Origin of the sequence: Rummeliibacillus sp. NPDC094406, from assembly GCF_044763875.1 — a bacterium.
In the GTDB taxonomy this organism is placed as follows: domain Bacteria; phylum Bacillota; class Bacilli; order Bacillales_A; family Planococcaceae; genus Rummeliibacillus.
This window is the reverse complement of record NZ_JBIWGZ010000001.1, coordinates 501,368-525,692: the sequence shown is the minus strand read 5'-3', so window position 1 is coordinate 525,692 and position 24,325 is coordinate 501,368. Positions and strand designations below refer to the sequence as shown.

At 32.2% G+C, this 24,325-nt stretch carries 26 protein-coding genes; 20 read left to right on the top strand and 6 right to left on the bottom strand.

The features are described from left to right. Positions 1–183 precede the first annotated feature (183 nt). Positions 184–534 carry a hypothetical protein gene (locus ACIQ4I_RS02545; protein WP_403092503.1) on the top strand — a complete coding sequence of 117 codons (351 nt, stop codon included), beginning with the start codon at positions 184–186 and terminating at the stop codon, positions 532–534. Between the two features lie 182 nt (positions 535–716). On the opposite strand, the gene ACIQ4I_RS02540 is transcribed toward ACIQ4I_RS02545, so the two are convergent. After that, positions 717–1,100 (bottom strand): YhfM domain-containing protein, encoded by a 384-nt coding sequence (locus tag ACIQ4I_RS02540; protein ID WP_403092501.1) that lies wholly within the window; start codon positions 1,098–1,100, stop codon positions 717–719. 568 nt (positions 1,101–1,668) lie between these two features. Between ACIQ4I_RS02540 and ACIQ4I_RS02535 the strand changes: the two genes are divergently transcribed. The 10 genes from ACIQ4I_RS02535 to ACIQ4I_RS02490 all read left to right on the top strand — a co-directional run bounded on the left by ACIQ4I_RS02535 (position 1,669) and on the right by ACIQ4I_RS02490 (position 11,021). Continuing rightward, positions 1,669–2,100: a lipoprotein gene (locus ACIQ4I_RS02535; RefSeq protein WP_403092500.1), complete on the top strand. Its 432-nt coding sequence runs from the start codon at positions 1,669–1,671 to the stop codon at positions 2,098–2,100. 138 nt (positions 2,101–2,238) lie between these two features. Continuing rightward, positions 2,239–2,508: a hypothetical protein gene (locus tag ACIQ4I_RS02530; protein WP_403092498.1), complete on the top strand. Its 270-nt coding sequence runs from the start codon at positions 2,239–2,241 to the stop codon at positions 2,506–2,508. Positions 2,509–2,551: 43 nt separating this feature from the next. After that, on the top strand, positions 2,552–2,737 hold the full coding sequence (locus ACIQ4I_RS02525; protein ID WP_403092496.1) for a DUF4083 domain-containing protein: 186 nt from the start codon (positions 2,552–2,554) through the stop codon (positions 2,735–2,737). Positions 2,738–3,453: 716 nt separating this feature from the next. Beyond that, positions 3,454–3,723, top strand: a complete 270-nt coding sequence (locus ACIQ4I_RS02520; protein WP_403092494.1) for a hypothetical protein — start codon at positions 3,454–3,456, stop codon at positions 3,721–3,723. A gap of 888 nt (positions 3,724–4,611) precedes the next feature. After that, entirely contained in the window at positions 4,612–5,127 is a 516-nt protein-coding gene (locus ACIQ4I_RS02515; protein ID WP_403092492.1) for a DinB family protein, read from the top strand. A 399-nt stretch (positions 5,128–5,526) separates the two neighbouring features. Then, positions 5,527–6,219, top strand: a complete 693-nt coding sequence (locus tag ACIQ4I_RS02510; RefSeq protein ID WP_403092490.1) for a response regulator transcription factor — start codon at positions 5,527–5,529, stop codon at positions 6,217–6,219. A gap of 66 nt (positions 6,220–6,285) precedes the next feature. Next, entirely contained in the window at positions 6,286–7,200 is a 915-nt protein-coding gene (locus ACIQ4I_RS02505) for a sensor histidine kinase (RefSeq protein ID WP_403092488.1), read from the top strand. A 103-nt stretch (positions 7,201–7,303) separates the two neighbouring features. Next, on the top strand, positions 7,304–8,065 hold the full coding sequence (locus tag ACIQ4I_RS02500; protein ID WP_403092487.1) for an ABC transporter ATP-binding protein: 762 nt from the start codon (positions 7,304–7,306) through the stop codon (positions 8,063–8,065). Then, complete coding sequence (locus ACIQ4I_RS02495) at positions 8,055–10,049, top strand: FtsX-like permease family protein (protein WP_403092486.1); 1,995 nt, start codon at positions 8,055–8,057, stop codon at positions 10,047–10,049. Before ACIQ4I_RS02500 ends, ACIQ4I_RS02495 begins: the two co-directional genes overlap by 11 nt. 342 nt (positions 10,050–10,391) lie before the next feature. Beyond that, positions 10,392–11,021, top strand: a complete 630-nt coding sequence (locus ACIQ4I_RS02490; RefSeq protein ID WP_403092485.1) for a VC0807 family protein — start codon at positions 10,392–10,394, stop codon at positions 11,019–11,021. 164 nt (positions 11,022–11,185) lie between these two features. Here the strand turns inward: ACIQ4I_RS02490 and ACIQ4I_RS02485 are convergent, their stop codons facing one another. The 3 genes from ACIQ4I_RS02485 to ACIQ4I_RS02475 all read right to left on the bottom strand — a co-directional run bounded on the left by ACIQ4I_RS02485 (position 11,186) and on the right by ACIQ4I_RS02475 (position 13,133). Beyond that, a complete protein-coding gene (locus ACIQ4I_RS02485; RefSeq protein WP_403092484.1) occupies positions 11,186–11,737 on the bottom strand; it encodes a carbon monoxide dehydrogenase in 552 nt (183 codons plus the stop codon). A gap of 227 nt (positions 11,738–11,964) precedes the next feature. Next, positions 11,965–12,387 (bottom strand): DUF3995 domain-containing protein, encoded by a 423-nt coding sequence (locus tag ACIQ4I_RS02480; protein ID WP_403092483.1) that lies wholly within the window; start codon positions 12,385–12,387, stop codon positions 11,965–11,967. A gap of 275 nt (positions 12,388–12,662) precedes the next feature. Continuing rightward, on the bottom strand, positions 12,663–13,133 hold the full coding sequence (locus ACIQ4I_RS02475) for a TetR/AcrR family transcriptional regulator (protein ID WP_403093346.1): 471 nt from the start codon (positions 13,131–13,133) through the stop codon (positions 12,663–12,665). A 144-nt stretch (positions 13,134–13,277) separates the two neighbouring features. Between ACIQ4I_RS02475 and ACIQ4I_RS02470 the strand changes: the two genes are divergently transcribed. From ACIQ4I_RS02470 to ACIQ4I_RS02450, 5 genes are all read left to right on the top strand, one after another. Further along, positions 13,278–14,045 (top strand): ABC transporter ATP-binding protein, encoded by a 768-nt coding sequence (locus ACIQ4I_RS02470; RefSeq protein ID WP_403092481.1) that lies wholly within the window; start codon positions 13,278–13,280, stop codon positions 14,043–14,045. Beyond that, entirely contained in the window at positions 14,032–15,966 is a 1,935-nt protein-coding gene (locus ACIQ4I_RS02465; RefSeq protein WP_403092479.1) for an ABC transporter permease, read from the top strand. Before ACIQ4I_RS02470 ends, ACIQ4I_RS02465 begins: the two co-directional genes overlap by 14 nt. 15 nt (positions 15,967–15,981) lie before the next feature. After that, entirely contained in the window at positions 15,982–16,338 is a 357-nt protein-coding gene (locus ACIQ4I_RS02460) for a YxeA family protein (RefSeq protein ID WP_403092477.1), read from the top strand. Between the two features lie 81 nt (positions 16,339–16,419). After that, entirely contained in the window at positions 16,420–17,130 is a 711-nt protein-coding gene (locus ACIQ4I_RS02455) for a response regulator transcription factor (RefSeq protein ID WP_403092476.1), read from the top strand. A 3-nt stretch (positions 17,131–17,133) separates the two neighbouring features. After that, positions 17,134–18,546 (top strand): sensor histidine kinase, encoded by a 1,413-nt coding sequence (locus ACIQ4I_RS02450; RefSeq protein WP_403092474.1) that lies wholly within the window; start codon positions 17,134–17,136, stop codon positions 18,544–18,546. 275 nt (positions 18,547–18,821) lie between these two features. On the opposite strand, the gene ACIQ4I_RS02445 is transcribed toward ACIQ4I_RS02450, so the two are convergent. Further along, on the bottom strand, positions 18,822–18,944 hold the full coding sequence (locus tag ACIQ4I_RS02445; RefSeq protein ID WP_403092472.1) for a hypothetical protein: 123 nt from the start codon (positions 18,942–18,944) through the stop codon (positions 18,822–18,824). 104 nt (positions 18,945–19,048) lie between these two features. Here ACIQ4I_RS02445 and ACIQ4I_RS02440 point away from each other — a divergent pair, with 104 nt between their 5' ends. Next, on the top strand, positions 19,049–19,927 hold the full coding sequence (locus tag ACIQ4I_RS02440; protein WP_403092471.1) for a LysR family transcriptional regulator: 879 nt from the start codon (positions 19,049–19,051) through the stop codon (positions 19,925–19,927). 159 nt (positions 19,928–20,086) lie between these two features. Here ACIQ4I_RS02440 and ACIQ4I_RS02435 read toward each other — a convergent pair whose 3' ends face one another. Next, a complete protein-coding gene (locus ACIQ4I_RS02435; RefSeq protein ID WP_403092469.1) occupies positions 20,087–21,052 on the bottom strand; it encodes a quinone oxidoreductase family protein in 966 nt (321 codons plus the stop codon). A gap of 238 nt (positions 21,053–21,290) precedes the next feature. Here ACIQ4I_RS02435 and ACIQ4I_RS02430 point away from each other — a divergent pair, with 238 nt between their 5' ends. The 3 genes from ACIQ4I_RS02430 to ACIQ4I_RS02420 all read left to right on the top strand — a co-directional run bounded on the left by ACIQ4I_RS02430 (position 21,291) and on the right by ACIQ4I_RS02420 (position 23,959). Then, positions 21,291–21,665: a DUF1761 domain-containing protein gene (locus tag ACIQ4I_RS02430; protein ID WP_403092468.1), complete on the top strand. Its 375-nt coding sequence runs from the start codon at positions 21,291–21,293 to the stop codon at positions 21,663–21,665. A gap of 349 nt (positions 21,666–22,014) precedes the next feature. Then, the gene (locus ACIQ4I_RS02425; protein ID WP_403092466.1) at positions 22,015–23,040 is read left to right on the top strand and encodes an NHL repeat-containing protein; all 1,026 of its coding nucleotides are present in this window, start codon (positions 22,015–22,017) and stop codon (positions 23,038–23,040) included. Positions 23,041–23,569: 529 nt separating this feature from the next. Continuing rightward, complete coding sequence (locus ACIQ4I_RS02420; RefSeq protein WP_403092464.1) at positions 23,570–23,959, top strand: DUF3291 domain-containing protein; 390 nt, start codon at positions 23,570–23,572, stop codon at positions 23,957–23,959. The last annotated feature ends 366 nt before the right edge of the window (positions 23,960–24,325 follow it).

The following is a 24,325-nucleotide window of genomic DNA, read 5'->3' as shown; positions in this document are numbered from 1 at the left end:
TTAATGAGAAAAGTTTCAGTTCTTTTTCAATTTCCTTTCAGTTGTAAAACAACATTAGATGTTCCTAATAACTTAATGCGAAAAGAAGTGAAGCAAGCTAAAACGTTAATCCAAGAAGTGATATAATTGAGATTAAATACATATGCAATTTTACAATTATATATTTGAAATGGAGATTAACTAATGATTTGGAAACAAAAGAAAAACTGCGAACATGCTTCATATAAATTCGAAGCTGATTTTACGGCTGACCCAATTTGGTGTAAAGATTGTGGTGAAAATCTTGATATAGATGAATTCCCATTATCAGATAAACTACAACAGGAACTATGGGAATGGGGAGCAGAATATGGTAAATGGATTGATTTAGATACAGATTCATTAAAAGAAAATGGATTAAAACTAGAGAAAAATCACAATGAAAAAGGGTTACAATTATTCCAAGAGGTGAAGAAACAATTAGGAGAAAAATATCCAATCGTATTTGTTCCATCCAAATCAGCACAACTATATAACATCTTGAAAGATAATTGAATTTCTTCTTATTTAGCTAACGGATTCGTTGATTCAATAAGGTTAGACGCTATTTTTGATGAATTTATTGTGTAAACATAGCAGGTAAGTTCAACAAGTAAAATATAATGAAAATCCTGATTTAGAACTGAGCTGATATTAAGGAGTGGATTTATTTATTTTAATTGATTTTTCTTTCTCTTTTATTTTTGTACTTGATAATTAAGGATCTCTTTAAATTCTTTGCTAGAATTGATATTGTAAAACATATTTCTACTTTTTATGTTTGCTATAGTCCCTATATTTGTTCTATCTATCCATAAATAATACTCACCATCGCTTAGTTTGATCTTATATTGCGGAACTATTGTGTTATCTACTTCACCTAATTTTCTAGCTTTTTTAAATGTTTTCTCTATTATTTTAATATCTTCCGCATCTGATATTATTTGTAGTGTATTGGGTTTTTCTTCTTCGAAATTCACCATTTCTTGAAATTCTATTGTTTTTGTTGTTTCTTTATTGCTGTTACAAGCTACTAACCACAAAGAACAAATAAATAAAAACAAAATTGTTTTTATTTTCACCCTATCTTCACCTCTATTCTATTTTTTCTTCGTTCTTATTTATTTTACCATTTCAGTTATTTTTTGATTATTTATTTCTTCATTCTCTTTAACTTTTGTTTTAAACCTGTAAATTATCGATTTCTAAACAAATTTTAGAGTTTCATGGTATTATATTCATAATAATAAAATGTAATTATTTTACATAAAAATAAATTAACGAAAATAATTATATAATGAATTAATTTTATAAATACTTTCCTAGGCAAAAAAACACGAATATTATCTAAATGTACAATCCAATAATTCGGATTAGACTTCAGATATACTATTTGTTTAACATGCCGCTACAGATGGCGCTTTCCGCGGGCGAGCGTTGAGCCTCCTCGCTCACTTCGTTCCCTGCGGGGTCTCACCTGTCTCGCTTTCCCGCAGGAGTCACCATCTTCCGCTACTAGACAATATTCTAATAGATATAGCACAAACAATTCCCTCATTTAATGTTCGTTTTTTATATCGAAACATCGAATTATGAAATTCACTCAATATGAAAATAAAAATTATTTGTGAATAGGAGAATGTTATAGAAATGAAGAGAAAAATACTTTCATTCATATTAATTACTACTTTTTTAACTGGATGCAATACACACTCAATAGAATCTCAACCCGAAGGAAAAGTTGTTGTAGATAATAAAGATTATACAATGATTGGAAGTGATTATTCATGGAAAGGAAATAACATTGAGATAAATACAAAGAGTTCTCCAGATATATATGAATTAGCGGATCAATTCAAAACATTAGAAGTAAAAAAAGGGGATACATTAAAACTTGAAATAGAAAGAAATCCTTCTTCCATAAAGGCAATTAAACTGAATGAAGATGGTACAAGTGATTATGTTGAAATTAAAGATAATAAAATAACTATGCCATCAGATGAGGGATATTATATTTATAAACTTAAAACAACATGGGATAAAGGAAAAGAAACCTTTATTTTTGATGTAAATATAAAGTAAAAGGAGAGTTACCTAAACTAAAAATTTTGAGTCACTCCCTTTTATTTCCGGAGATGCTGATACAATACATATTTTAATTATAGAAACGACAGATTAAAATTATGGTTTTTATGGTGAATTATTGTAGGTGGTGTTTATATGAAAAAGCTACTATTATGTATAAGTGTCTTATTCTTTTTGGTACCAGTAATTGGTTGTAGTGAAAAGGAGAAGACTGTAACAGGTAAATTTGATTTATGGAATATTGGTTTCACTTTTAAGCCAAATGAAGTTTATTATCTTGTTAACACAATTGAATGGACAGGTGAATCGCCTGTGACAATTAAGTCAATTGAGTTGATTAAAAGAGCTGAGAAGCCTATCACATACCAGGATGATGGTATAAATTATGAATTTTTTGGAAGATAGATGTACGCTGCTCTTGACCATTTCTATACAAGGAGTTGTTTTAATGTTTAATGTAGGTGACTTGATATATCAAATAATAGTATTAGGACTTATCGTTTTATTTGTAGTATCGTTTACACTTTTTATAAGGAGATTTCTTTTGAATCAACAGGCGAAAAGAAATCAATTTAATACACTTGAAAAGAAATTGGATAAAATAACAGAGTTAATGGAAAGAGATAAAAATTGACGCTTTTATCTGAAGCAAAGCATCCAAATCTGAATATTGAAAAGTAATGTATTATAACGTTCGTATTTAAAAAGCAAAATAGATATATGAAATTGATTTAGTTAGTTTTCGGGTAAATCTATAGAGACTTACTATCCCTCCAAACCAGCTAATAGGTTCATGAAAAACATTTTAAAACAAATCCCTCCGAATTTAATTCAGAGGGATTTGTTTTATTTGAAAATGCTGTTGTTTAATAGTTCCTTGGAACAGTTCAAAAATAAGGAATGAAAAAAGAAGGGGTATTAATCGATTGACCGGAAAGAAAATCGTTATGAAGATCAAGTATATTATGGTATTATTAATTCAATAGAATTATAACCTTATATTACAAAAGGCAACAGTTTACAACACCTAAATGCTTTAGGGTATGAAATTTCAACATAAATTAGTTATTCGATAAAGTTGGTAAAATTACCATTATCAATGAGATATTGGTATGGTTGGAGTTATCATAGTGATTGATTCTAGAACGGTTTCCAGATGTAGGAATGCGTTCTTTTTTGTGATGTATTTCAGGAACAGTTACGTCTTTAGCTAGGTTCACTTGAAAAGAACTAAAGCTTATTTTTTATTGTTTACAATATTGAATGAATATAGGATATACTTTTATAGTCCTATGATTTACAGGTAAAGTAGGAGCTTAACATAACAGAAAGTTTTATTGGAGGATAATTATGAATTATAAAATTATGAACAAACAAGTATTTGAACAAGCACAGTTACGTTCGATTTCGGACGTTCCATTTACTGAAGAAGAACTTCAAAATGGTATGGCGTTAGCTGTTTCTAAGGCGGATGAGACACTTTCTTTATATTTAGTGGATGTAGATGGTCAGAAGAAATTCGATGTCCGTTGGGATGATTCATCCGAACTTTTTAACGGCTGGTACTCTGCTTGGGATAATTTCTCTTGGTGCCTAGATGTAGTGAGTCAAAAAAAATAACAATTCCAAGGTCTTAATGATTAGAATAAATGAACAGCGTGTCGAGTGAAGAAAAGCGAATAGTAACCATTAAAGTAGTAATTTATATAACATGCTTATTTATTTAAATGGGTGCTGTTCTTTAAGAGCAATCATATATAAGATCAAACTTTTTTATTATAATCACATACGTAGTTAGTAAGTGAAACCCCATTTTGATTAATCTTTTTTCAAAATGGGGTTTTTATATTTGCTAATAAATAACAATTGTGGTGCACTCAAATGTGTTATATCCATTTATTTATAGTAATATATACCTCGCTAGTCTATATAAAAATAAAAAAGATAAGCAATAAGCAAAATACATAATCTATAAAAATGGTGAATGCTTTACTATTGCTGATGAGGTACGTAATCTTGCTGTAGAATCAAAAGATTCTGCAGCACAAATTGTAGAGCTAACAAACAATAATAATAAAAGCCTTCATCCCTCGATTTAAACGATAGATGGGGGCTTTCTTTATGTAAAGAGCTGTTAAATATGAATATAGTTAGAAAAGTAGAATAGATATCGTACTGACTAGATAAAAAATCAATAGTATCCTTTAACCTAATTATGTTAACTTTTTTTTAAGGATATTACTAAATCATTTAACTCAATAGTTGATCGAGATTCATAAGTTCATAGTAATTTGAATATTGATTAGAAAACTACTAATCACCATATCTTTATTTAATATAGAAAGAGGTGAAAAAATGAAAAATGAAAAGTCTGTTTTTGATATAACCATTATTGAAGGAGGACCTGTTGAATTTAACAGGTTTTTTTAGAGTTATTATATAAATAGGGATTTTGAAATCTTTTGGTGCAGATTAAATGTCAATCTTTAAAAGATGGAGGTTGTTGTGATGTTGAAACTGTTTCAATATAACTGGCAAGTTCGTGATGATTGGTTTACATTGTGCGAAGACATACCGGATGAAGAACTATTAAAGAAACGGGTCGGTGGGTTCGGCAGTATCCTACATACCCTATTTCACATTGTAGATGTGGAATATATGTGGGTTTTAGGTTTGCGAGGTGAACCAGTGCCTGAGGAGCCATTATTTGAAGATTATGCTAGCTTACAAAAAGTGAAAAATCTTTCGGCTCAATACCATGAGAAAGTGAAGCCATTTGTGGCATCTTGGACGAAAGAAATGGATTCTCGGAAATTTTCAGAAACTGATTTCAATGAAGAACTGATTAGCTCTAGAGACGCGCCAATAAGGCGCCGAGTCATTGAATGTACACACGGAGAGATCATACGTCATGTCATTGTCCACGAAATCCACCATATCGGCCAGTTATCTATTTGGGCACGTGAAATAGGAAAGGAGCCTGTCACGGCAAATCTAAGAGGAAGAGGGCTATTCGAAAATTAGACTGCCTTTGTCAATTTCACAATCGGGCGCTTTAAAGGAATAAGGATCATAGAAATGATCAATCTTTTTTATATAAGAATGATTCACCAGGATATATTAAGAGCGTGTTTTGATAAATCTTATTTCAAAACATGCTCTTTCCTTTTGTTCATTTATTGAAGTTATTAGGATTAATTTGATCAAACTTTATTCTAAAGCAACATTATTAGGAGGGCTTTTTGGTGTATTGAACATATAGATTCGGCTTGTTTGAAACTTAAATTGCCGGTATCGTGGACAGAAATCTAACAATCCAAAGATAATGTAAACTCTTTTAGTAATGAACCAACACAATTATTCCATCCATTTCCACAAAAGTGTTATGATAGTCTTTAGTACAAATTAGTAAGGAGCTCTTTTATGGCATTTAATATTTTTTTAATAGAGGATGATGAGGCAATATCTCAACTCATCAAGAAGCATTTTTTACAATGGGATATGCAAGTTGAAGGCCCTGATGATTTCAAACATGTGATGACCACATTTCATAAAATCCAACCACAGCTTGTAATCATCGATATTCAACTACCTGCGTTTGATGGATTTCACTGGTGTCGTGAAATACGTTCAATTACAAAGGTGCCAATTCTTTTTTTATCCTCAAGAGATCAACCGATGGATATGGTGATGGCAATGCAAATGGGGGCAGATGATTATATTCAAAAGCCTTTCAATATGGACGTTTTAATAGCAAAAGTCCAAGCCATTCTACGTCGTACATATGATTACACAGAAGAAACAGTAGAGCATGTACTTTGGAATGACGCAACAATTGAATATTCAACTAGTACTATTACGAAAAATAACAAAACGATTGAATTAACAAAAAACGAACAGTTTATCCTTCGAGTACTTTTAGAACATAAAGACCAAATAGTATCAAGAGATGACTTAATGCGCAAATTATGGGATGACGAACGTTTTGTCAATGATAATACATTAACAGTTAATGTGAATCGATTAAGAAGTAAACTAGAAGACCTTTCATTAACTGATGTAATTGTCACGAAGAAAGGCCTCGGATATATGGCGGTTACAAAGGATGTGCAATAGTTGATTCGATTGTTTTTGAGAGAAAGACTTTCGTGGATTCTATTTTTTGTATTTTGCATGATTTGGATGAACTTACTTTTAAATTTAGATGTAGGATTTACAAGTATTTCAACTATGTATCTGAATGCTACATTACTATTCTTCTTTGTATGTTTTTTAATTTGGCGCTATATAAAAGAAATGAAAGTAGTAAAGGTGATTATGGAATCACCAGAAGAATTTCATCGTTTTGAAGACCTTATACTTTCCAAATTGCATGAATCAGAACTAGAACTGGAACGATATAAGAATGAATTGACGATACAATTTTCAGAAGATCGAGATCAACACTTAGCGTGGATTCATGAAGTGAAAACACCTTTAACCGCTATGAAGCTAATGATTGAAGATTTACCTTTAGAGACAAGAAAACCTTTAGAGTTAGAGTGGTTGCGTATCCACCTATTACTCGACCAAACACTACACACATTACGTCTTAGAAGTATTGAGCAAGATACTGTTCTGGATAAAGTCTCTTTATATCCAATCGTTTTAAAAGAAATAAAAGAGCTACAATCATGGTGTTTTGCAAAGAATTTAGCTATAGATGTAGATGATATCGAAATTTCAGTTTTAACAGATCAAAAATGGCTGTCATTTATAATACGGCAAATTCTTTCAAATGCAGTGAAGTATAGTCATAAGGGAGATACCATCACCATTTATGTAACAAAAGATGAAGAAGGACATCAAAAATTACATATTCAAGATAAAGGAGAAGGAATTGATCCTGCTGATTTACCTCGAATCTTTCACAAGTCCTTTACGGGTTCAACAGGTCGTAAACAAAGTGCATCAACTGGTATGGGGCTCTATTTAGCTCATAATTCAGCAAAGAAATTAGGTATTGTAATCGATGTTCATTCAATCGTAAATACAGGGAGTACATTCACATTAACATTCCCAATAGCCAATGAATTTGTAAAAACAATATCAAAGTGACAAAAATGTCATTTACGAATACAAATTGTCACGTCAATCGAACGATTCCACGTCCTATTCTTTATAAAATAGTATTAACAAATGCAGGAGGGAATCAAATTAAATGAGCATATTAAAAGCAAGTAAAATAAAAAAAGTATACGGAAAAAAACTGTTCGCTCAAGAAGTACTAAAAGGAATTGATTTAGAAGTTGAAACAGGAGAATTTGTTGGGATTATGGGACCTTCAGGTTCTGGTAAAACTACCTTATTAAATGTTCTTTGTTCAATTGATCGTCCATCAGAAGGAATCGTAGAAATAAATGGTCAATCGTTACATAAGTTGAAATCTAAACAACTGTCCGCATTCCGACGTACTGAAATGGGTTTTATCTTTCAAGATTATAACTTACTCGATACATTGACAGTGAAAGAAAATATTCTTTTACCTTTAGCTGTTGGAAAAACAAACAAACGAGAGGCTGAAACACGTTGCCTTCAATTAGCGAAACAATTAGGTATCGATGAAATCTTAAACAAATATCCAAATGAGATTTCAGGTGGACAAAAACAACGTACAGCTTCTGCACGTGCACTTATTATTAAGCCAAGTATTGTTTTTGCTGATGAACCTACTGGTGCGCTCGACTCCAAATCAGCTGCAGCATTACTTGAGAACTTAGGAACTTTAAACAAATCGAATCGAGTTACAATCATGATGGTTACACATGATCCAGTAGCAGCTAGTTATTGCAGTCGTGTCCTTTTCTTAAAAGACGGACAAATTTATACTCAAATATACAAAGGGGATAAAACCCGCACTCAATTCTTCCAAGAAATTATGAAAACGCAAGGTGTACTAGGCGGTGACGGTTATGAAGCTTAGTACTCTAGTCATTCGTAGTATGCGAAAAAATATAAAACACTACTACTTATACTTTTTCGCTCTTATATTTAGTGCAGGTTTATATTTTTCATTTGTTACATTACAGCATAATGGAGCTATTGTTAAGCTAACTCATTCAAGTATGAAGGCTGAAGCTGCCTTTAGAGTAGGATCCATTTTATTGTTAATCATTGTATTTTTCTTTGTATTCTATGCAAATCAATTATTTTTGAAAAGACGTAGTAAGGAAATTGGATTGTACCAAATGATTGGAATCCCTAAATCAACTATTTCGTATATGTTAACGATTGAAAATATTATACTTTGGGTTGGTGCAACACTTATTGGTATTCTCATCGGATTTTTCTTCTCACGATTTTTCGCATTAATTTTCTTAAAGGTGATTGAGACGAAGAGAGAGGTATCATTAGATTTCTCAACAGAGGCTCTATTCCAAACATTAATGGTATTTGCAGGATTATTAATCGTTGTCTTACTTCAAACAATGTGGGTAGTTCATCGTACATCATTATTAGATTTATTTAAAGCAACAAGTAAAGCAGAACAAAAGATGAAAAAGATGAATCCGTTCCAATTACTATTAGGTATCGTCGGTATTGGTTTAATCATTTATGGATATTACCTTTCTACAATCCTTTTTGAAATGGACAAAACAGCTACAATAAATGAATTATATAAAAGAATGGGAATGGTATTAGGAAGTGTTATTATTGGTACATTCTTAATGTTTAGATATTCAATCGCATTTATCATGAATATGATTCGAATGTCTAGAAAAGGTCATTTATCATTAAATGATGTACTATCAATAACACCTATAATGCATCGTATGAAGAGCAATACGCTTTCATTGTCAATCATTACAATTATGACAGCGATGGCACTAGCAATACTTTCACTTTCATATATATCCTATTATTCTGTGGAAGCTAGAACTGAGCAATTTACTCCTTACGACATGTCTGTTGTTAATAATGAAGGTAAAGCGTTCGAAAAAGCATTACAAAAGGAAAATATCGAATTCAAAGCCAATCATTATGAACTTTTGAATGCGCAAATAGATTTAAATCCATTGTTAAAAGAACCAGTACCAGCTAATCAAAACAATTCGAAAATGGATACAATGGTAATAAAAGAAAGTGATGCCAAACAACTTATTCCAAATATTCATCTCAATAAAAATGAAGCTGTCATGTCGGGCTATAGTGATATAATGAAAAAATTTATACCTTTTGAAGTAGGAAAGAAAATGATTCTTCATACGGATCATTCCAAACAAGATCTTACTTTAGTAGACATTGAAAAACAGGCTAGTATTGATTCAATTCTTACTTATGGTGCACCAGCAGTTATCATTCAAGATGAATTATTTAAACAACTTCAAAAAAATAAAGCAATCCAAAAAAACACACTTTGGACTTCTTATACTGGTTATACGATTACAAATAGTAAACAAATGGAAAAGGCAATATCTATTTTTAAAGAAACAACGAATGATGGTATATTTAAGGCAAGTGTGAAGAAGAAAGGGGATCGTGAAACACTCCAATTAGAAGCAAAAGAAGAGTCGTATAAAATGCAACTTGAAAGTTTGGGGTTAATGATTTTCATTACAGGATTTTTAGGAATGGCTTTCTTACTTGCAACAGGTAGTATTCTTTACTTTAAACAAATGACAGAAGCAGAAGAAGAACGTGGATCATTTATGACATTGCGTAAAATTGGCTTTTCAACTGATGAAATAATGAAAGGTATCCGTCGAAAACAATTATTTAGTTTTGGGTTACCATTATTGATAGGAATTTGCCATAGTTATTTTGCAGTAAAATCAGGCTGGATGTTCTTTGGTACAGAATTAGTGGTACCACTCCTTATTACAATGGGAATTTATATTCTCCTTTATTCAGTCTTTGCGATCCTTACATCAAACTATTATAAAAAAATCATTAAAGAAATACTTTAAGAATAAGAAGCATCTCAATTTATTATTGAATTGGGATGCTTTTTTGTATTATATTGGAATTAATTTAATTTATTGAAAATTCAATCTTTCATTAACAGGTGTAAGATCCTGCCTGAAAATTGAGAGAGAAGAGAATGGGGATAACTGCCTGTAAAAGCCAGATTGATTCAACGTTCAACTAACCATCTGTGGGTAATATCTTTTGGTATTACAGCATATAGAAAGAAAAGCGAGAGCTAGAGCGCTCACATTCTCTATTATCCTATTTTATTTATTTTCTCAAGCTAAAAAAATTTTCAAATCTATTACTGTTATGATTTATTCATAAGTGAGGGGAAAAGGTTGCAAAAGAATGTAGGTATTTTTGATTTAATATTTTATGGAGTTTTCCCATTGATTATTTGGCATTTCAGTAGAAAGTATATTGATGATTACTATGCTATGTTAATTTCTTCTGTCCCTGGAATCGTCTATAGTATGATTCGTTTCTTTCTATTAAAGAAAATCAATTTCTTGGGTTTATTTATGATTGGTAATTTGATTGTTGGTTCATTGATTGATGTTTTATCTGGATCTGCTATTCAATTGCTTTGGAATAATGTATATTACTCCTATTTCTTTGGAATCGTATTTATCGTTACAATTTTAGTGAATCGCCCAATCTATGTGTATTTTTCATTAGATTTTGTAGAAATGCAGGGGTATAACCGAAAATTGATGAAAAAACTATTTTTTCAAAAGAAGATATTACAAATTTTTAAATGGATTACTTTTGGTTTTGCTTTTAAAGACATATTACTGGCAACGATCAAGATTTGGCTGATTTCTAAATATGGAGTAGATGCTTTTGACAAAGGAATTGTTATTAGACAACTTATTGGATGGAGCATAGGGGGAATATCAATTTACGGATTTATATATATTGCGAAAGTACTACAACAGCAAGAACTAGCTGCTAAAAATGTGAATTAAACTCCTTAGCCTTTTAATAGCGATATAAAATAGAGGGGAAATTGAAGTGGAAATTTTGATATCTTTTTTGTTTAGCTATTACAAAAGGAATCGTTTAGACAAATACTCGGATTACAATATCTCTACCCGAAAACAATTTTAATAGAAATATTCTGTTAAGGAATTTATTCTACAGAGTTAGCTATCCGAACTAATGTGTCGGGCATATCTAAATTTGATACCTCTCTATAAATTCCGAGCAGATATTGCAAATTGTTTTTTTCAAAGACCAAAAAGTTAAATAGGAGATCTTCAAAATAAATGGCTTTACTACCATCTTGAAGTGTATACTCTTTACCATTCAATTTTAATTTATTATTGAAGTGCAATTTATTTTTTAAAGGACGAATATCAATTTTATAAATATTTTCCCTTATATCTTTATTAACAAACATGATATATAGGGAATGATTCATATTATATTGCTTATCTTCATAAAAGTTCCCGAATTTATGTGTGAAAGAAATAGAAGGCGTCAGCCTGGGTAATTTTACCTCACATTTAAAATAATTTTCAAACTCCTTAACTGACTCTTCTACAGATTTATATCCCGCTTCAGTAAATGTTTCCTCAATTGAAGGTGGTGTATTGTTTTGATTTGCCAATACACCTTCATTTACCGAGAATAAAATAATAATACTGATAATAGATATCATATAATAAACTTTTTTAAACATTTTTAACTCACACTCCTATCTATGAAATAGATACTGTTAGTTCTATTATTTATAACGATATTTTCTAATTAACCGAACTCCTTTTTATATAAGTATTTCGATAATGGACGGAAATATACAGATACAATAAAAGCTGTTTATGCTCGAAATGAAATAAATTATGAACAGTTGTGGTTTTGTAAAATAGTTGTATATATTAAAGGTTTTATAAAAAATTCCTATATTTATTAAAACAACAACATGATATAGACAAAGCCAAAGAATAAACATAATGGACTATAGAACCAAGTGTCGTATCTAGCAAACTGAGAATGTTTAATTTTTTTAAAAAATCCAACAAACTTAAAATCACCAATTGCCCTAATAATGAAAACTAAAGCACAGACAATACTTCCGATTTTAGATAAACTATTTGCTTGGAATCCCTGCAAATAACCTCCTTGAACAACAATAATGACACTAGCCATTAGAATAAGAATGGCTACGAATAATGTTCCCCCTGTTCTCGGAGTAAAAGCAGGCTTATGTTCTCCCTCTTTTACTGGGAGAACAACGGCAGAACCCCATCGACCTCCAAAAGCCCAATATATATGCAAAAAGCTGATAAACCACAGAAGCCCTACAGCTACTAATATGAATAGTAATTTCATTTATTCGCCCCCAATTTCGTAACTTCAAATAAAACATACACTACCGTATGTTTTAGTGAAAATTTTGTCCCTTCAGGTTTTATAACCATATGAGGGACATTTATTATCGAATAATCAATTATACCTCGGCATAATTGCGTCCGGAATCGGATTTTGTTTGCATAAAGAACTCCTTTTCGATTCCGTGACATCCGCCGGAGGCTTTGGGCCAACAGGATGTTGGTTACTTAGGCGTTGCTGCAGGAAGCAGCGCTTTTAGCCTAAGTTCATCTATTTCAGCGGATGTTTGGACACCCGCTGAAAGAAGTTAAAAGCTCTACCATTTTATCCATATCAAAATTAGGATTTGCTTCAAACCTTGTCATCCATCCTACATACGTTAAATAGGCAAGTCTCGCTCGATCAACTGATTCAGCTTCGTTTATGCCCATTTTTTGATACAATTTTGCAACACAAGAAATTCTCTGTTCTTCTATATCTACTAAACGTGCTGCCACAACAGGATCATATTTAGCCCAAGTATAAATACTATTCTCAATTTTTTTATCTCGATTAAAACTAATCTGTAATAGCTGTTCTAAAGAGGCATCCTGTTGCTCCATACTTTGAACAATCAGCTTTGTTGCATGTACTTCCCAAAAGTCGAGCATAGAATCTAAAAGCTCTTGATGGTCACGAAAATAGTGATAGAAGCTACCTTTGCTTATTTTTATGAACTTATCGTTTACCTTGGCAATTTTGTGAATTTAATACTGAGGAAAAATAAAGTGTATTAATAAAACGCAAATTCAACGATTTTCTGTTTTTAAGGTTTATTTAAGGTTTAAATTAAAATGGTGTAAGGTTCAGTGAATATAATCATCTTTGTTGCTATACAAGGAGGATTACTAATGAAAACAATCTTACAAGCCAAAAATGTTCAAAAGGTATTTGGAGATAAAGAAAATCGCTATAAAGCACTTGAAGATATTAATTTAGAAATTCGACAAGGAGAATTTGTCGGAATCATGGGGCCGTCTGGTGCTGGTAAATCAACACTTCTCAATATTTTTTCAACAATCGATACACCATCATCAGGAGATGTAATTATTGATGGTCAAAACATTGTAACAATGAAGGAAGAGCAATTATCAGATTTTAGACGGAATAAACTTGGCTTCATCTTTCAGGACTATAACTTACTTGACACATTAACTGTAAAAGAAAATATTTTACTTCCACTTGCTTTATCAAAAGTAGCAGTAAGTGAAATCAATCGTCGAGTCGATGAGATTGCTGATACGTTTGGAATCCGTGAAATTTTAAATAAATATCCCTATCATATCTCTGGTGGTCAAAAGCAAAGAACAGCAGCATCTCGAGCGATTGTTACGAATCCAAGTTTGATTCTAGCTGATGAGCCTACTGGTGCGCTTGATTCAAAATCAGCAACAAGTTTACTTCAAAGCTTAAGTGCATTAAATGAAAAGAACAAATCAACGATTATGATGGTAACTCATGATGCATTTGCTGCTAGCTTTTGTAAACGAGTGATATTTATTAAGGATGGACAACTCTTTACTGAGATTTATAAAGGAGAGCAATCCCGTAAAGAATTCTTCCAAAGAATATTAAATATCCTCGCTTCACTTGGAGGTGAACAGGATGACCTTATTTAGTATCGCAAGAAAGAATATAAGAAAAAACTTTACGAATTATTTCTTATATTTTTTCTCGATGATCTTCAGTATCGTTATTTACTTTACTTTTGTTTCACTAAAGTATGATAAAACGATCCAAGCGACTTCTGATTCTTCACCAAAAATCAATTCAGTATTTAGTGGAGCTGCTGTAGTATTAATGATTTTCGTGGCTATCTTTATTTGGTACTCAAACGCTTTTTTTACTAGGAAACGCAAACAAGAGGTAGGGCTTTATTCATTACTAGGTGTGCGTAAAAAACAAATCGGTCGCATGCTATTTTATGAAAACTTTATAATGGGGATTTTGGCACTAATCATCGGGATTGTGCTTGGGGCAATTTTATCTTCGTTCTTTGTAGAGTTATTAATGAAAATCATGGGTTATGAAGCAATTACAAATTTCACTATTTCTTATGATAGCATCATCAATACTGTCATCGTGTTCTTGATCATTACAATGATTACTTCCTTCCAAGGGTATCGCTTAATTTACCGTTTTAAATTAATAGAACTATTCAGAGCAGATAAAGTAGGGGAACAAGAACCAAAAGCATCAATCATGATAGCATTACTATCCATCATTTTAATCGGCTTTGGTTATTGGCTGGCCTTACAAAACCTAGCGACTTCAAATGTATGGAAAGCTTTAGGCTTCATGGTAACACCTTTAATTATCCTTGGAACGGTTATTTTAGGAACATATTTATTGTTCAGTACATTAACGGTGTACGCACTAAAAATAGCACAAAAAAATAAAAAAAATTACTGGAAAGGCATAAACTTAATCGGAACTTCCCAGCTTCTTTATCGAATTAAAGGGAATGCTCGTACATTAACGATTATTGCCATTCTTAGTGCTACAACTTTAACTGCGGTAGGAACAGCATACAGTTTCTATTATAACAATCGAAGTAATGCGGAAAAAGCAAATCCCAATAGCATGATGTTCATCGATAATGATGAGAACGTAACAAAACAAATAAAGAAACTTATTACGAACGATAAAAATCATAAAATCGAATATCATGAAACCATTCCAACACTTCGAGTAAATACAGACATAACAAATCTAAAAATGCCATTCTCGAATAATAAAATGCAATATACCATTATTTCTAACAGCAACTTTAATAAATTAGCAAAGGATCAAAAGAGAAATGACTTAATGACATTGCATGGGAATGAAGGAGCTGCTTTAGAACCGGTTTATATGGAAGGAATATCCCCAAAATATGTTGGTAAAACCATTACGTTTAATTTGGAAAGACATAATGAGGACATGACTTTTAAGCATTTAAAAAAATACAGTGTTTTAAATTATTCTACTGCCTATTCTGCCATTGTTGTCAGTGATGAATTATTCGCGAAAATGAAAAAAGAAGCAAAGTTGGAGAATATGGAAGTATATCATATTTCTAATCAAGAGGAAGCGAAACAATTAACAAATAACATTCAAAAGGTTGTATCGGATAAAACGGGATTATCAAGCTTTTATGCTGATTATGCAGCTGGATTAGAATCATCAGGCTTAATGATTTTCATGGGTGGATTTTTAGGTCTTGTATTTCTTGCAGCAACAGGTAGTATTATCTACTTTAAACAATTAACAGAAGCAAACTCAGACAAAGGGCGTTACGAGATACTTTACAAAATTGGTGTAAACAAAAAAGAGATTAAGAAATCAATCGCTAAACAAGTAATGTTTATCTTCGCTTTGCCTTTGGTAGCTGGTATTGTCCATTGTTCCATAGCATTAACCGCTTTATCAAGATTAATGCAATCAAACTTAGTTATTCCAGTAGCAATTTGCATGGGAATTTATACATGTATATATATTGTATATTATTTCCTAACAGTAAATGCTTACTACAAAATTGTGACTAAAACAAATAAATAGAAAAGGTTGATATATATGAAAAAATTAATTATTCCTGGAGTTATCCTAGTATTGATAGTAGGTTTTATCTTGTTTATTCAAAATGTTAATATTAATAGACTTGGTTCAGATAGCTATTACGTCCAAATCAAAGCTCCAGGTGAAAAGATTGAAGGAAGATCTGATAGTGGTCAAGACTATGTCGATTACAAATATGTATTATATGGCTATGATAAAGAAGGAAATGAAAAAAAGCTTACATTTACAGCAATTAAGCAGCTGCGTCAGGATGCCTATTTAAACTTGTTTGTTAAAGAAGACAAAGGTGTCACATCCTATCAAGAAGTTCAATTAAATGAAATTCCTAAAAAAGCAAAAGAAAAATTAAAGTAAAAACGATACCGAGAGAACCTGATTTTCAATTAGGTTCTTTCTTTTATATAATAAACGAATGAAAGAGAGTGGGGAGATCAAATGTCGTTCATAAATAAAAAAATATTAATAATAGATGACGAAGAAGATTTATTGAAATTACTTAAGACCGTTTTGCTAAAAGAAGGTCTAGAAAATATCTATACTGCTACAACAGCTAAAGATGGATGGCATCAATTTCAAGAAATACAGCCTGATCTTGTTTTACAAGATATTATGTTACCTGATGGAGAAGGTTATGATGTGTGCAAACAAATAAGAAATATTTCAAACGTACCTATACTTTTCTTATCAGCAAAATCAGAGGAAGTTGATAAAATTGTTGGATTTGCGATAGGTGGGGATGATTATATTACGAAGCCCTTTAGCCCTAAAGAAGTTGCCTATCGTGTAAAAGCACAATTACGAAGGTCAGATTTTCTTCAAGTGGAGAAGGAAGAAAATCCGATTATAAAGGCAGGTCCTTTCGAATTAAATGAACAACGAGCTGAATTAAAAAAGAATGGAGAAAAGATTGAATTAAAACCGAAAGAGCTTGGCATGATGACCTATCTTCTTCAAAACCCTAATCAAATTCTAAGTAAAGAAAGCCTTGTCAACAAAGTATGGGGCGAGGACTTTATCGGCTTTGATAATACAGTTATGGTCCATATTAGAAGATTGCGTGAAAAAATTGAAGAGCAGGCTTCAAACCCTCAATATTTAGTCACAGTTAAAGGGTTAGGTTATAAACTTGTTATAAAGGATGAATAATGCATGAAATGGAAATTAACAGGGAGATTCCTTTTCTCAGTTGTTTTAATTGTTATTTTGGTTATCATCATAAATATTGTCACCTTTTTGACATTGTATATTGTCCAAGGTGCTTTTCATATACCGGTTTTCAAGGGAGAAAAAGTTGAATCTGCCGAATCTTTTACAAGGGATTTTCAGAAATATATAACGTTCTCCAATAATAAACCAATCATTAGCGATAAAGGAAAAAGGGAACTTATTGATCGTAAAGCATGGATACAAATTTTAGATGAAAATGGAAAAGAACTATATGGCTATAGACTGCCTAAAGCGATAAAGAAAAAGTACACTCCTTTAGAGATTGTCAATACGTATAAATATGTAGAAGCGGATATATATGCAACGGTTTATTTTAGTGGAAAAGAATTGAACCATCACAATACTAGTTATCTTATAGGGTTTGAGAGCCCTAATATTAAGAAAATTACGTGGTCTTATGATTCCCGGGATCTTATGAACAATATTAAAATAGGCAGTATTCTTTTATTACTGATTGATGGACTCATTGCTTTATTGATTGGGTATTTTTTTAGCAAAAGACTAACAAAGCCACTCTATACATTAATTAATGGAATTCAACGACTGGCAAATAAGGATTATAATCTAAATTATGAACCTGAAGGGGTTTATAAGGATGTTTTTTATAATGTTAATAATTTATCTTATCAGTTGAAAGCGATTGATAAGGAAAGGATAAAATTAGATAAGATGAAAGAAGAATGGATTGGAAACATCTCACATGATATTAAAACACCCCTTGCCTCCATTCAAGGCTATGCTGAGATGATGAAGGATAAAGGATACGACTTTTCCATAGAAGAGATGAGAGAATATGCGGAAATAATTGAACGAAAGTCACACTATTTAAAAGATGTCGTTGAAGATCTAAATTTATCAATAAGGCTGAAAAATGAAAAGCTATCTTTAAATAAAACAAAAACGAATCTTGTTGCATTATTAAGAAGTATCGTAATCGATATTTTAAATGACGCAAAGTATTCAACAAGACATATCGACTTTCAATATACGGAAGAAAAAATTGAAATGGAGGTTGACGAATTATTGATTCGCCGAGCCATCAATAATTTGATTTATAACGCTATAGTTCATAACGATGAAAATATCCAAATAATTGTATCTATCGAGAAAAAAGAACGAGTTCAAATCATTATAAAAGATAATGGAATAGGTATTAAGAGCAAAGAACTCGATTACATTTTTGACCGATACTACCGCGGAACAAATACTGGAGAGTCACATAAAGGGTCTGGATTGGGAATGGCCATTGCCAATGATATTATTCGAACCCATAATGGTGTGATTACAATTGATAGTATGGTTGACTGTGGGACAAGTATTGAAATCCAATTATAATATAAGCAAGCTTGGTGTTGATTATCCAGTTTTTTTCATAAAAAATGGATGGCAGATGCTGATCTTGAATAATAATGATCTACAGCAATCGGGCGAGATTGTGAAGCAACACAGGTAAAAAATGTCCAACTTTTTTATAAAAACGATACTTAAATCTGCTGAATATGAATCCGTTTTGATTTTTTTAAAAATGGATTCTTTTTATTTATCGTAAAATATTGGTTTGTCAAGTATCCGTGATAAAACTTTATTTTATAGCAACAAAAGTCCTGAATTTAAATACTATTCTCCTTAACCATTATCTCTTCATATTTCTTTGCTACAGTAATAATAAGTGGACTACTTGTTCTAACTGCATTTTCTGCAATACAATTTAATTCTTGGATAAGCGAATTCATTATGGTGACCTCTTATAATTTTAGTTACTATAAAATATATTATAAATTAAGAGAATTGATAAAATTAATTTAAATCGATTAATATTTTTAATTAGAGGTGTGATATGGAATTAAAATGGATTCAATCGTTTGTAGTGGCTGCTGAAACAGGAAATTTTCGGGAAGCTGCAGAAAAATTGTTTATTTCACAACCGAGTATTACTGTTCATATTCATCAACTAGAAGAAAGTCTTCAAGTTAAGTTATTTAAAAGAGAGCATACGAAAATCTCTTTAACCGAGGAGGGGCAATATTTTTTAAAACAAGCAAATGAAATATTAAAAAAAGTAGAGGAAAGTAAACGAACAACACAGCTATTTTCAAAGCAAAAGAAAACTGAAATAACGGTTGTTTTATCGCCGTTATTAACTGAAACGAATTTACCCCATATTATTTATCAATTTCTAATGGAGCATCCAGAGTATGATATTCGGATTATTGTTGAAGATTCGGAATTGATTGATGAGCAGCTGCTTTCTAATAAAGCGCATATTGGCATAGGAATTGGAAAAAGCAAGCATAGTTCTATCCATGCAGAAAAAATTATTTCAAGTCCAATGCAGTTAGTTTTTCCTCTTGATAGCCAAGATGATGAAACAGGGAGATACTATGAATTACAGAATTTGTTCGCTAAATATCCATTATTTACGGGGCATTTAAAAGAAGCAATATTAATTGAACCATTATTACAAAAGCATCTTAGCACAGTTCGCTTGATGTCTATATCTCAAAGCTACATAGTTAAAAGATTTGTAAAAGACGGTTTAGGAATGGCATTTTTACCTAAATCCATTATTTATAAAGAAATGATGGAAGGAAGGTTTAATATAATAGATTTTGATTTATTTGAATTACCTACCGTTGATTTATATATGAAATATTTTAAAGAAAACGATCAAATTATACCATTGTTAGACAAAATAAGATATTCCCACTTCTATTAAAAAGGGATATGAAACAAAGGCGAGGTTTATTATTCACCTTCAGAAATGAAATGATTACTTATCTCTTTACAGGGAAAATCATAACCATGACAATTTATAAAGTCTTAAATAAAATAAGAATCATCCATATCGGATGATTCTTATTAAAAGTAATTGTGCTTATGGTCTTAATAATATTTTTCCTGTACTCTTACGACTTTCAAGTAAATCATGTGCTTTTGCTCCTTCTTCAAGAGAGAACACAGTAGGAGATTGAAGTTGAAGTTTTCCGGCAATTATCCAATCAAATAATTGTTTAGAACGTTTTTGGCGTTCTTCAAATGATGTAAGAACATTCCATAAATCGCCACCTGTTAATGTTTTGGATGTATCCATTAACATACGAGGATCTACTGGAGTAGGGTCACCGCCTGACATTCCAAAGAATACGACTGTCCCACCAATGCGAGTTGCTTGAAAACTATCTTGGAGAGTAGAGCCAACAGAATCGTAAACTACATCTGCACCCTTACCATTTGTGAATTCAATGACTGATTGTACCCAATTGTCATCATATGTAAAAGCTACATCTGCACCAATTTCTAAAGCTTTATTAGCTTTTTCCTTAGTAGAAGTAAGGCTAACTACTTTTGCACCATAGATTTTTGCGATTTGTATTAAATTTTGTCCAACACCGCCAGATGCTGCATGTACAATTACTGTATCATTTGGTTGAACTTGATAACTATCACTCGTTAAATAGTGAGCTGTTAAACCTTGTAAAAGGACAGAGGAAGCTACATCAAATGAAATACCCTCCGGTAACAATATTAATTTTTCTACCGGTACTGCTACAAGTTCAGCATTTGCGAATGGAACATCTGCGAATGCTACACGATTACCAATTTGTACTTCTGTTACATCATTACCAATAGCTTCAATAACACCAGCACCTTCATAACCTAGTATAAAAGGTGGTTCACCAGCTAAATGATAATTTCCTTTTCTTCTATAAATATCTGCAAAGTTTAATCCAATACTTTTTGTACGAACTAAAACTTCATTTGGTTTAATTTCTGGATTTGGAATTTCTTCATAATGTAGAACATCAGAGCCACCAAATTCGTTGAAAACAAGTGCTTTCAAAACTAAAACTCCTTTAGCGATAGAATGAAATTATTTTAACATTAATCCTGTTTGTTTGCTTAGGATTTAGCTTAGAATGGTGTGTATTTACTCCATTTCACCATTGGATGATGATGTGAAAATCAGGTGCATCTGTTAAAATTGGAATAACTTAAGTGAGTAGGACACTCAATCTTATTTGTAAGATCAGTGCAATCACTTTAGCTATTGAGCCTAATTAAAACCGGAGGGTAAATGTATGTCTATTGATTTAAGTGCGTTAAATTATTTTGCAATTCTTGTAGGTGGTATCTTATATATGATTTATGGAGCCATCTATTATTCGATATTAGTAGGGAAGGAAAATCAAAGTAAGGGTGCATTAAAATATGTGATCTCAGTAATCGTTGCATTTATTAGTTCTATTTTTATTGCTATACTCGTACAAGCAACTAACTCTAGTAATTGGTTAGAAGGAGCTATGGTAGGTGCTATCATTGGCATTCTAATTTCAATTGTATATTTGAAAAATTCATTATTTGGACTTGTAAATAAGAAGAATTTTTTGATTGCAATCGGTGATCATTTAATCATTTTCACTTTACTAGGGGCAGTTCACGGTCTTTTTGTTTAATCGAATTACTTGTATTAATTGCATTAAGTTAAAAGTAGGAACTCAATAATAATAAGTGGATATTTTGTTCAATTTATGAGCATATATCCTCTTTTTTTAATTGGAACTGTTTTTTTGAGGTAGCCCGCAATGGGACGCGTAGTGAGGTCTTAAGACTGAACGAATAATGATTATACCGCTGGGATCATCGTCCTAGTAGTTAAAATTTGATACATTCATTTTTCTTAATTTTGGTGAATTATTTATTTTTTCAGTATGGTCGTCTATAAAAAAATCTCCCTTGTGAATAAATTATATTAAAGTGAAAGATAGTTTTTTACTTTAATGAATGTTAAATAGGGAGGTTTTTATGAATAAATCGATAAAACGAAATGACTTTCTCTACATTGGTGACGGTTCCGATAACACTGTAAAGACTTTCGATGCGGTTACGGGTAGGTTCCTTGGTAGTTTTGTTGCATCAGGAAGTAACGGTTTGTTCGGTCCCAGAGGACTTATCTTTGACCATAAAGGCAATCTTCTTGTCACCAACCAAATTGCAGATATGACCCAGAATAAGGGTGCCGTGTTGAATTACAATAGTCAAACTGGTGCGTTTCTAAGAGAGCTTGTAAAATCTAATGAACCAGGAGCACCTTTAGCACCGCGTGGAATTGTATTGTCAAAACAAAATATCCTATTTGTGGCAGACTTGGGTGACTTCGCGAATGACATAGAAGTGCCGGGAGAAGTTCGGATGTATAATGGAAACACAGGGGTGTTTCTAGGAAACCTCAACCACTCCGGCTTGAGCGGACAGTTCCATCCACGTGCAGTGGTCATTGGTCCCGACGGATTCCTATATGTTTCCGTACGGAACCTTCCTGACCCGGTAGGAGGCTCGGTGTTGCGCTTTAACCCAAAAACAGGGAAGTTCCTTGGAGTGTTCATTGAAAGCAATGCTGTCAATGACCTAAACCGTCCAGAAGGTTTAGTCTTTGGTCCAGACGGCAATCTCTATATCACCAGTTTCAGAAAAGATGATAAAGACACGGACAAAATTTTGATTTTTGACGGTAAAACGGGTAAGTTTCTTAATAAGATTGATCTCGATGTCGTTGGAAAACCACGCGCTTTTGCACAGGCACTCCTGTTCGGTCCCGATGGAAAACTGTTTGTTCCTATTACAGGCGACGGTCCTGACTCAGGTTCGGTGCGGCGATACAACGTCAATCATCCTAAGATAACATTTGATGTGTTCGTACCACCTGCTTTAGGAGGAGGACCTTTAGGGGAGCCATGGTATCTGACTTTTGGAAATACGAACCCTGCGACACTGGCTTACCAGCACGAACGTTATGATCATACGTGCGAATCATCAAACGAAAGTTCCTGAGTTTCCGCAAGCACCTTCGCAAACCAATGACAACTAGATTAGTATAATAAGAATCTTTATAAAAAGATCAACCAGAAATATCGATGGCACTGATATTGTGAATGACAAGATAAAGGCTCGGTTCCTGTTTTAGTGGAACTGAGCCTTTATAATGTAAAGAGTTCAATAGAAAGTTCAAAAAAAGCAGTTATTCGAAACAATCCAAAAAGGCCATCTTTCTTATAAATTGTTTGAAGATAAATAAACCCTATATAGTTAAATTATCTTTTTGTTCATGTGCTGTCCATTGGTAAGCCCATTCAGAACAATCAAATAATGCTCCAAATATATTTTATTGTGAATGTGGTGCTTATATTATTAAAAAGGGAATATGTTCTAAAGATTAGAAGGATTAACGCTTCTTTTTATCGAACTTGAACGATCAGAATACTAAAATTACAGGAGGACTGCTTATGGCATTAGTATCGATCTATACTGTTGGTAGGCTAAATCATCCCTATGATCACCCTTCACTCATGAATTTTTTGAAGTGGGAAACGCAGTAATTCGTGAGACAGCTAAATCGGGTCAACTTATAGAGGTGTTTTCACCTGATGGAGTCCCTTTTCCTGAAGAAGCCAAAAAGGGGTATGGTTTCCCTATTCTTACTCTAACGGTATGGAAAAGTCTTCAATCCTTATATCATTTTACCTATTCAGGTCAGCATAGGCAAGCGTTGCGAGATAGGAGTAAATGGATGGAACCTTATCAAGAAAAACATTTATCATATGTAGTCTGGTGGACAGCGAAGATGAAGGATGTAACATGGGAGGAGGCTTTCGAGAGATACAACTATTATATTCAGCATGGCCCCACTCCTTATGCGTTTGATTTTAAGCACGCGTTTGATGATAAAGTGGAGGTGTGCTTGATTAAGTAACAGTGGTAGCATACTAAATTTTAAACGTGAAAGAATTTTCTTTAACAAACAGGTGCTTAAGTTAAATAAACAAGATAACAGTCAGCTGTAGATTAGTTGGCATTTTATTTCACTATTGTGGAAGTTTAGTTGAAAAAGAAATGATAAAACAATAGAGATTTAAGTGAAGCTAAATATAGATTGGTAGTGAAAAGGTGATTGCAATAATTTTTTATTGCTTGGTTGGTTTAACTGTACTCTTTCTTATAATTGCATATGCAGTTCGACTTGGTATTGACTCTTCAAAACAAGTAAAGCTTTACGGTCCGAACTTAAAGAAATAAAAAAAATGAAAGATTTAGAAGGAAATAAGAACTAGATATTTTT